This window comes from Colwellia sp. TT2012 (genome assembly GCF_001440345.1).
GTDB lineage: Bacteria > Pseudomonadota > Gammaproteobacteria > Enterobacterales > Alteromonadaceae > Colwellia.
In genome coordinates this window covers 1-732 of the sequence record NZ_LJYX01000185.1, presented here as the reverse complement: position 1 = coordinate 732, position 732 = coordinate 1, and the positions used below count along the sequence as shown (strand labels likewise).

Annotated in this window: 1 protein-coding gene and 1 pseudogene; both read right to left on the bottom strand. The window is 57.7% G+C overall.

What is annotated here, in order from left to right:
- Nucleotides 1-225: 30S ribosomal protein S16 (rpsP, locus tag ASU03_RS19490; protein ID WP_057833313.1), on the bottom strand; the 225-nt coding region annotated here is incomplete at its 3' end.
- A 250-nt stretch (nucleotides 226-475) separates the two neighbouring features.
- Nucleotides 476-732, bottom strand: a pseudogene (locus tag ASU03_RS19485) (signal recognition particle protein); the annotation flags it as partial.

Below are 732 nucleotides of genomic sequence, written 5' to 3'. Positions count from 1 at the left end.
CAACAACTTGGCAACACGCTCGGAAGGCTGTGCACCAACGCTCAGCCAGTAGGCTACGCGCTCTTGGTTCACGGACAGACGAACTTCTTGACCACGAGCAACAGGGTTGAAGAAACCAACCTGTTCCTTGTGCGAACCGTCACGCGGGTTGCGGCTGTCGGTTACGGTCAAGTGGTAAAACGGGCGCTTTTTGGAGCCGCCACGGGCAAGACGGATTGTTAGCATGTGAACATCGTTCCTGTAGTCGGTGCTGCAAATCTAAATGCACAGCGGGCATTGGGGCCCGAAAGGCCGCATCTTCTAAGGAATATCCGGACTTTTGCCAATGTCTTTTTCCGGCCCCTGACCGCGCGCCATTCAGATCTGCTATAGAGCCGTCGGTGAGACCGGCGAGTCAGCTCCCTCCAGCGGCGGGTTTGCTGGAGATCCCACATCCCTGTGGGTCTGCGCAAGAGCAAGCCCTTGCGCGAATTCTTTACATTTTAGGCATGCCACGGCCGGGCATCATGCCACCCATGCCGCGCATCATTTTGGCCATGCCGCCTTTGGCCGAGAATTTCTTCAGCATCTTCTGCATCTGCTTGTGCTGCTTGATCAAGCGACCGATGTCCTGCACCTGGGTGCCGGAACCCATGGCGATCCGACGCTTGCGCGAACCGCTGATCAGCTCAGGGTCGCGGCGCTCGGCCGGGGTCATGGAGTTGATGATGGCTTCCATCTGCTTGAACTGCT